We start from the raw sequence: 7,440 nt of genomic DNA, 5'->3' as shown, positions 1-7,440 counted from the left end.
CGTGCCGTACGCGCCCCGGGGCGGCCCTCGGCCCAGCGAGGTCTTCGCGCGGATCGGCGGGGACGAGGAGTTCTACGTCGGCTACTTCCAGCAGCCCGGCCGGGCCGAGGCGGAGATCGAGCCCGATGTGCGCGGCTGGCTCGCGGGGTTCTACGCCGCGCTCTCGGGCGACGCGGCGCCCTCTCCGGACGGCGGCAGCCCGTTCTTCGTCCCCCGCGGCGGGCGGATGCGCGACCGCTTTCCGGACGGCCCGCCGCCGTCCTGGCTCACCGAGGCCGATCTGGACGTCTGCGCGGCGGAATTCGAGCGGACCGGGCTGACCGGGGCGCTGAACCGCTACCGCAACGCCGACCGCGACTGGGAGGATCTCGCGGCGTGGGACGGGGCGCCGCTCACCCAGCCCTCGCTGTTCCTGGCCGGGGAGCGCGACGCCTCGCTCGGCTGGCTGGCCGACGCCGTCGCGGCGTACCCCACCACCCTCCCCGGGCTGGTGTCCTCGCATCTCCTCGACGGCTGTGGCCACTGGGTGCAGCAGGAGCGTCCCGAGGAGGTCAACCGGCTGCTGATCGCATGGCTGCGGGCGCTCGGCTGAGGCGCCGCCCCCGAGGCGTACTTCAGCCGAGGTGTTCGGCCGCCGCGGCGCTGATCAGCCGGCGCAGCGCGTCGTGGTAGACGCGGTGGTCGGTCAGGGCGGGCAGCACCACGTCCCGGTGCGCCGTCAGCACCGGGAACTCCTCGGGATCCAGCGCGGCGAGCGATGTGCGCGCCGAGGCCAGGGCCCGCTTCTCGTCGCGGTGGTCGACGAAGGCGACGGCGCCGAGGGTGAGCAGATACAGCCCCCGGTAGACATGGATGGCCGCCGCCGGTGTCATACCGGCGGCGATGCTCTGGGCGAGCTGCGGCTCCACCAGGCGGCTCAGCAGCTCCGGGCCGAACCAGGAGCGGCCCGCGCGCAGCGCCGCCAGCCCCGGGTGCCGGGTGAGCACCTCGTAGAGCGCGGTGAAGCGGGCCTCGGTGGCGGCGGCCCAGTCGGTGTCCTGCGGTACGCGGGGCAGCAGCGTGGCCAGATGGTCGGCGCAGGCGTTCAGCAGACCGTCGAAGTCGCCGCAGCGGCGGAAGACCGTGCCGTGCGAGACGTCGAGCCGCTGCGCCACCGCCCGGAAGCTCAGGGCCTCGGGTCCCTCCTCGTCGATGACCGACAGCGCCGCCACCGCGATGGTGTCCAGGGCGGGTGGTTCGGCCGCGGTCCGCTTCTTTCTCACGGACACATTCTTTCTCACGGACGCGGCCTTTCTCACAGGCGAAGCGTAACAGTGGTTGATACAGTGTTTCACGTGGTTACTCATCAAGACGTACAGGCCGCCGCGCGGCGCTCCGCCGGGCATGTCCGGCCCGTCGTGCTCGCCCCGGCGGACGAGGGATCCTTCGGCGGGGCCGAGGGATGGCTGGCGCTGGAATTCCTCCAGCACACCGGCTCCTTCAAGGCGCGCGGGGCGTTCAACTTCATCGGCAGCCATGTCGAGGCGGGGGCCGTTCCGGACGCGGGTGTCGTCATCGCCTCCGGCGGCAACGCCGGGCTGGCCTGCGCCTGGGCGGCGGCCCGGCACTCCGTGACCGCCACGGTGTTCGTGCCCGAGACGGCACCCGCGGTCAAGGTCGGCAGGCTGCGGGCGCTCGGCGCTGACGTACGCCAGGTCGGCCGGGAGTACGCCGAGGCGCTGGACGCCTCGCGCAAGCACGCCGCCGAGACCGGTGCGCTGGAGTCGCACGCCTACGACCATCCGCTGATCGCGGCCGGTGCGGGCACCGTGATGGAGGAGATCCTGCGGTGCCGCCCGGACATGGACACGGTGGTGGTGTCCGTCGGGGGCGGCGGGCTGTTCACCGGGGTCGCGGTGTCCGCGCTGGAGCACGGTGTCCGGGTGGTGGCCGTGGAGCCGCACGGATCGCGTGCGCTGAACGCGGCGCTGGAGGCCGGGGCGGTGGTCGACGTGCCCGTGGATTCGGTGGCGGCGGACTCGCTGGGGGCGCGCCGTGCGGCGCCGATGGCGCTGGAGTGGGCGCGCGAGGACGGGGTGCGGTCGGTGCTCGTGTCCGACGAGGAGATCGTCTCGGCGCGGCAGGCCCTGTGGGACGACCGCCGGATCGCGGTGGAGCACGCGGCGGCGACTGCGCTCGCGGCGGTGCGGTCGGGGGCGTACGAGACCCGGCCGGGCGAGAAGGTGGCGGTGCTGCTGTGCGGGGCCAACACCGACCCGGGGGACCTGACGCGTCCGTAGGGGGTGTCCGGCCCGCCCCTTCCCCGGGCGCGGGGAGGGGCGGGTGGGCCCGGCGGTCGTCTACTCCCCCGCGTACGCCTTCTGAAGCGCGGCGATGTCGAGCTTGACCATCGGCATCATGGCGTCCATGGCGCGCTTCGCCTTCGCCGGGTCGGAGTCGGCGATCATCTCCAGGAGAACCTCGGGGACGACCTGCCAGGACACCCCGAACTTGTCCTTCACCCAGCCGCACTGGATCTCCTGGCCACCGCCCTCCAGGAGCCGGTTCCAGTAGTAGTCGACCTCCTCCTGGTCCGCGCAGTGGATCTGGAAGGAGATGGCCTCGTTGAACGTGAACTCCGGCCCGCCGTTGAGCCCGACGAACTTCTGGCCGTTGACCTCGAAGTCCACGGTCAGCACCGAGCCGGGGGTGCCGGGACCGGCCTCGGAGTAGCGGACGGTCCGGCCGAGCTTGCCGTCCTTGAAGATCGAGACGTAGTGCTGCGCCGCCTCTTCGGCCTGACCGTCGAACCACAGGCAGGTGGTGAATCCGTCGCTGGCCATCGGTGCCTCCTACGGGTGGGAGTGTTTACCTTTACCGACCGGCGCCGCGCGGCAAACTCATCGCTCCTCGGCACTCCGATGTCCGGTGAGATATCCGTGCAGCTGCCCGGCGCCTTCGAGCATGGCGGTGGTGCGCCGGGTCAGCCCCTCCCGGCGCTCGGCGATGACCTCGCGCAGCGCGGCGCTGCTGCCCGTGCGGCGCAGCCCCTCCAGGACGGGCCGGATCCGGTCCAGCGGATAGCGGTCCTGCCGCAGCATGTGGATCATCCGGGCGTCCCGGACGTCGGCGGGGCCGAAGGTGCGGTACCTGGTGCCGCGCTCCCGCTTCGGGACCAGCAGCCCGGCCGACTCCCACACCCTGAGCGCGGAGGTGCGGACGCCGAGGTACGCGGCCACCTCGCCGATGCGCAGGGCCCCCCTCGGCACGTCCAGGGCCTCGGGGGTCTGCCCGGCGACCGCTTCGAGCGCCTCGCCCGCGGCCCGCAGGGACAGCCGCTGTTCGTGCAGGGCCGCGTGGGCGGCGTCCACCAGGCTGAGCGCCAGCGGTACGTCCCCGGCGTGCACGGCCTGCATGACCGCCCGGGCGGTGTGTTGTCCGTACCCCGGGACGAGCGCGTCGTAGGTGACCAGCGCCCGGCGGTGGCGGGTGTCGAGCCTGCGGTAGCCGGCCGGGGTGCGGGCGGCCTGGGGCAGGATGCCCGCGTCGACGTAGTTGCGGATCTGCTGGGTCGAGATTCCGGCCGAGCGTGCCAGGTCGATGGGGCGCAGCGGCGTTTCGGGGCGGCTCATGGGGTGAGCCTATCGGGATGGTGTTCACGGCGAGTTGAGGGTTTTCCGCCTCCATTCCCCGGCGAGCTGGGCCGTGATGGCGAAAAGTCTCTACGCGGTACTTCAATGAAACACTTGAAGGCATGGATGTCAGTGACAGGGACGTACGGCACCACCATGCCGCGGACGGCCACGATGTGATTCAGGTCCGCGGGGCCAGGGAGAACAATCTGCGGGAGGTTTCTCTCGACATACCCAAGCGGCGGCTCACCGTCTTCACCGGAGTCTCCGGATCCGGCAAGTCCTCGCTTGTCTTCGACACCGTCGCCGCGGAGTCACAGCGGCTGATCAACGAGACCTACACGGCGTTCGTCCAGAACTTCATGCCGACGCTCGGCCGCCCGGATGTCGACGCGCTGCGCAACCTCAGCGCCGCGATCATCGTCGACCAGGAGCGGATGGGTGCCAACTCCCGTTCCACCGTGGGCACCGCCACCGACGCCCACACCATGCTGCGGATCCTGTTCAGCCGGATCGGCACCCCGTATGTGGGTCCGCCGCTCGCCTTTAGCTTCAACACGGCCGAGGGGATGTGCCCGCGGTGTGAGGGTCTGGGCCGGGTGTCGGAGATCGACGTCGGCCAACTGGTGGACCGGGAGCGGTCGTTGAACGAGGGGGCGATCACCGTCCCCGGATTCGGGGTGGACACATGGTACTGGCAGCTCTTTGCGCACTCCGGCCTTTTCGACCCCGATGCCCGGCTGAGGGACTACACCCCCGAGCAGTGGGAGGACTTCCTGCACAAGCCCGCGACCAAGATCAAGGTGGGCAAGAACAACCTGACCTACGAGGGGCTGGTCACCAAGGTCCGGCGACTGTACCTGGCCAAGGACCGGGAGGCGATGCAGTCCCAGGCGCGCGCGTTCGCGGACCGGGCGGTCGCGCTCGCCCGCTGCCCCGACTGTGACGGCTCCCGGCTGAACGAGGCCGCCCGGTCCTGCACGGTCGAAGGGCGCACCCTCGCGGAGTGCTCGGCGATGCAGATCAGCGACCTGGCCGCGGTCGTCCGGGGCATCCGGGACGACACGGTCGGGCCGGTCCTGGAGACCCTCCGCGACACGCTGGATTCGCTGGTGGAGATCGGCCTGGGGTATCTGAGCCTGGACCGGGAGTCCGGCACGCTCTCCGGTGGCGAGGCGCAGCGGGTGCGGATGGTCCGCCACCTGGGTTCGAGTCTGTCGGATGTGACGTACGTCTTCGACGAGCCCACCGTGGGCTTGCATCCGCATGACATCCAGCGCATGAACACTCTGCTGCTCCAGCTGCGCGACAAGGGCAACACGGTGCTGGTGGTGGAGCACAAGCCGGAGACGATCGGGATCGCCGACCATGTGGTGGATCTGGGCCCCGGCGCCGGTGCGGCGGGCGGGCGGATCGTCTACGCGGGCGATCTGGCCGGACTGCGGGCCTCCTCCACCCTGACCGGCGACTATCTCGGCCATCGGGTGAGCCTGCGCGACAAGCCGCGTGAGCCCCGCGGCCAGCTGCCGATCACCGGCGCCCGGCTGCACAATCTGCGGGACGTCAGCGTGGACATCCCCCTCGGGGTGCTCACCGTCGTCACGGGGGTCGCCGGGTCCGGTAAGAGTTCCCTGATCCATGGCTCGCTCGGCGGACGGGACGGGGTGATCGTCGCCGATCAGTCGGCGATCCGTGGCTCGCGCCGCAGCAACCCGGCCACCTATACGGGGCTGCTGGATCCGATCCGGTCGGCGTTCGCGAAGGCCAACGGGGTGAAGCCGGGGCTGTTCAGCGCCAACTCGGAGGGCGCGTGCCCGCGTTGCAAGGGCATCGGGCTGACCTACACCGATCTCGCGATGATGGCCGAGGTGGCGTCGGTGTGCGAGGAGTGCGAGGGCAGGCGGTTCAAGGCGGAGGTGCTGGCGTACCGGCTGCGCGGGCGCAGCATCGGCGAAGTGCTCGCCATGCCGGTGGCCGAGGCCCGGGAGTTCTTCACCACCGGACAGCCACGGGTGATCCTCGACCGGCTGATGGCGGTGGGCCTGGGCTATCTGGGGCTCGGCCAGCCGCTCACCACCCTCTCGGGCGGTGAGCGGCAGCGGCTCAAGCTCGCCATCCACATGGCGAAGAACGGCACGACGTACGTGCTGGACGAGCCGACGACCGGGCTGCATCTGGCCGATGTGGACCAGCTGCTCGCGCTGCTCGACCGGCTGGTGGACGACGGCAACACGGTCGTCGTCATCGAGCACCACCAGGCGGTGATGGCTCACGCGGACTGGATCGTCGACATGGGCCCGGGGGCGGGCCATGACGGCGGCCGGGTGGTGTTCACCGGGACGCCCGCCGACCTCGTGGCCTCCGGTGCGTCGCTGACCGCCACGCATCTGCGGGAGTACGTCGGCGGGTAGGGCGGGTCACCGGGGCGGTGGCGGGGGTGCGGGGGCGCCCTCGGGCGGGGCGATCTTCGGGTACGCCGTGGCCCCGCCCGGGGCGTCCCCGGCCCCCGCTGCCCCGGCTGCCGCGTCCTCCCTGGGCATCAGGGCGTCGCGGGCGGCGCCGGGGTCCCAGCCCGTGTCGACCACGCGCTTCTGCACCAGCACGGCGGCGCCCAGGACGGCCAGGCCGATGAGCAGGATGAGGGCGACGCCCACCCCGCTACCGGCCTTGCCCGCGTTGCCGACGAGCGCGCCGAACCAGCCGAAGTCGGCGTCGCCGAAGGTGGTGTTCTGCTTCCCGAACGCGCCCAGCACCTTGAGCAGCAGGGCGGGCAGGAAGGTGATGAGCACACCGTTGAGGAACGCGCCCACGGCGGCGCCGCGCCGGCCGCCGGTGGCGTTGCCGTAGACGCCCGCCGCGCCACCGGTGAAGAAGTGCGGCACCAGACCCGGCAGGACCAGCGCGAGGCCGAACGCCGGGTTGAACACCCAGGTGAGCAGGGCGAGGCTGACCAGGCCGCCGGTGAAGCTGGAGAGGAAGCCGATGAGCACGGCGTTCTGCGCGTACGGGAAGACGATCGGCGCGTCCAGCGCGGGCAGCGCGCCCGGCACGACCTTGCTCGCGATGCCCTGGAAGGCGGGCACGAGTTCGCCGAGGATCGTCCGCACCCCGAAGAGGATGACCGCGACCGCGATGCCGAACTGGAGGCCCTGCATCACGGACTGCATCACATAGTTGCCGGTGTCGGTGGCCGCCGTAGTGGCCCCGGTGCCGGTGGCGAACGCCTTGAAGGCCGTCCGCTCGCCCGCCTTGAGGAGGAAGAGCACCGCCATCACCACATAGATGACCAGCATGGACAGCGCCGTGGCCACCATCGAGTCGCGCAGGAAGCGCAGCCCCTCGGGGAGCTTCATCTCCTCGGTGCTGCGGCTGCGCTTGCCGACCACCTTCCCGGCCGCGCCCGCCACGACGTAGCCGGCCGTGCCGAAGTGGCCGATGGCGACGGTGTCGTTCCCCGTGACCCGCTTGGTCCAGGGGTGGGCGAAGGCGGGCATGGCCACCAGCATGATGCCGAGCAGCACCCCGCCGACCGCCACCACGACGACGGTGGACTGGCCGGCGCCCGCCAGCACCACGGTCAGCAGCGTGGCCATGAACAGCATGTGGTGTCCGGTCAGGAACACATAGCGCAGCGGGGTGAAGCGGGCCAGCAGCAGGCTGACCACGAAGCCCAGGATCATCAGCCAGGCGACGCGCGACCCGAACTGCGCCTGGGCGATGCCGACGATGGCCTCGTTGGTCGGGATGACGCCGTGCGCTCCCGTGACGCCCTGGATCATCGTGCCCAGCGGGGCGAGGGAGTTGGTGACCAACCCCGCGCCCGCTCCGA

7 protein-coding genes are annotated in these 7,440 nt (G+C 71.5%); 3 read left to right on the top strand and 4 right to left on the bottom strand.

The genetic code is table 11. The annotated features are described in order from the left end of the window. On the top strand, positions 1–592 hold a 592-nt coding region (locus SSOG_RS41690), incomplete at its 5' end, for an alpha/beta fold hydrolase (protein WP_063631624.1). A 22-nt stretch (positions 593–614) separates the two neighbouring features. Here SSOG_RS41690 and SSOG_RS41685 read toward each other — a convergent pair. Beyond that, positions 615–1,262: a TetR/AcrR family transcriptional regulator gene (locus SSOG_RS41685; RefSeq protein ID WP_039942643.1), complete on the bottom strand. Its 648-nt coding sequence runs from the start codon at positions 1,260–1,262 to the stop codon at positions 615–617. 72 nt (positions 1,263–1,334) lie between these two features. On the opposite strand from SSOG_RS41685, the gene SSOG_RS41680 reads away from it, so the two are divergent. Next, entirely contained in the window at positions 1,335–2,279 is a 945-nt protein-coding gene (locus SSOG_RS41680) for a serine/threonine dehydratase (protein WP_009720349.1), read from the top strand. 60 nt (positions 2,280–2,339) lie between these two features. On the opposite strand, the gene SSOG_RS41675 is transcribed toward SSOG_RS41680, so the two are convergent. Beyond that, complete coding sequence (locus SSOG_RS41675; protein ID WP_009720348.1) at positions 2,340–2,822, bottom strand: VOC family protein; 483 nt, start codon at positions 2,820–2,822, stop codon at positions 2,340–2,342. A 57-nt stretch (positions 2,823–2,879) separates the two neighbouring features. After that, on the bottom strand, positions 2,880–3,611 hold the full coding sequence (locus tag SSOG_RS41670; RefSeq protein ID WP_009720347.1) for a MerR family transcriptional regulator: 732 nt from the start codon (positions 3,609–3,611) through the stop codon (positions 2,880–2,882). A gap of 122 nt (positions 3,612–3,733) precedes the next feature. On the opposite strand from SSOG_RS41670, the gene SSOG_RS41665 reads away from it, so the two are divergent. Next, positions 3,734–6,022 carry an ATP-binding cassette domain-containing protein gene (locus SSOG_RS41665; protein WP_009720346.1) on the top strand — a complete coding sequence of 763 codons (2,289 nt, stop codon included), beginning with the start codon at positions 3,734–3,736 and terminating at the stop codon, positions 6,020–6,022. A 6-nt stretch (positions 6,023–6,028) separates the two neighbouring features. Here SSOG_RS41665 and SSOG_RS54435 read toward each other — a convergent pair. Then, the coding region (locus SSOG_RS54435; protein ID WP_063631623.1) for a PTS ascorbate transporter subunit IIC at positions 6,029–7,440 on the bottom strand (1,412 nt) is incomplete at its 5' end.

It is taken from the genome of Streptomyces himastatinicus ATCC 53653, assembly GCF_000158915.1.
Classification (GTDB): Bacteria; Actinomycetota; Actinomycetes; order Streptomycetales; family Streptomycetaceae; genus Streptomyces; species Streptomyces himastatinicus.
Note: the sequence above shows the minus strand (reverse complement) of the source record. Positions and strands in the feature narration are given on the sequence as shown.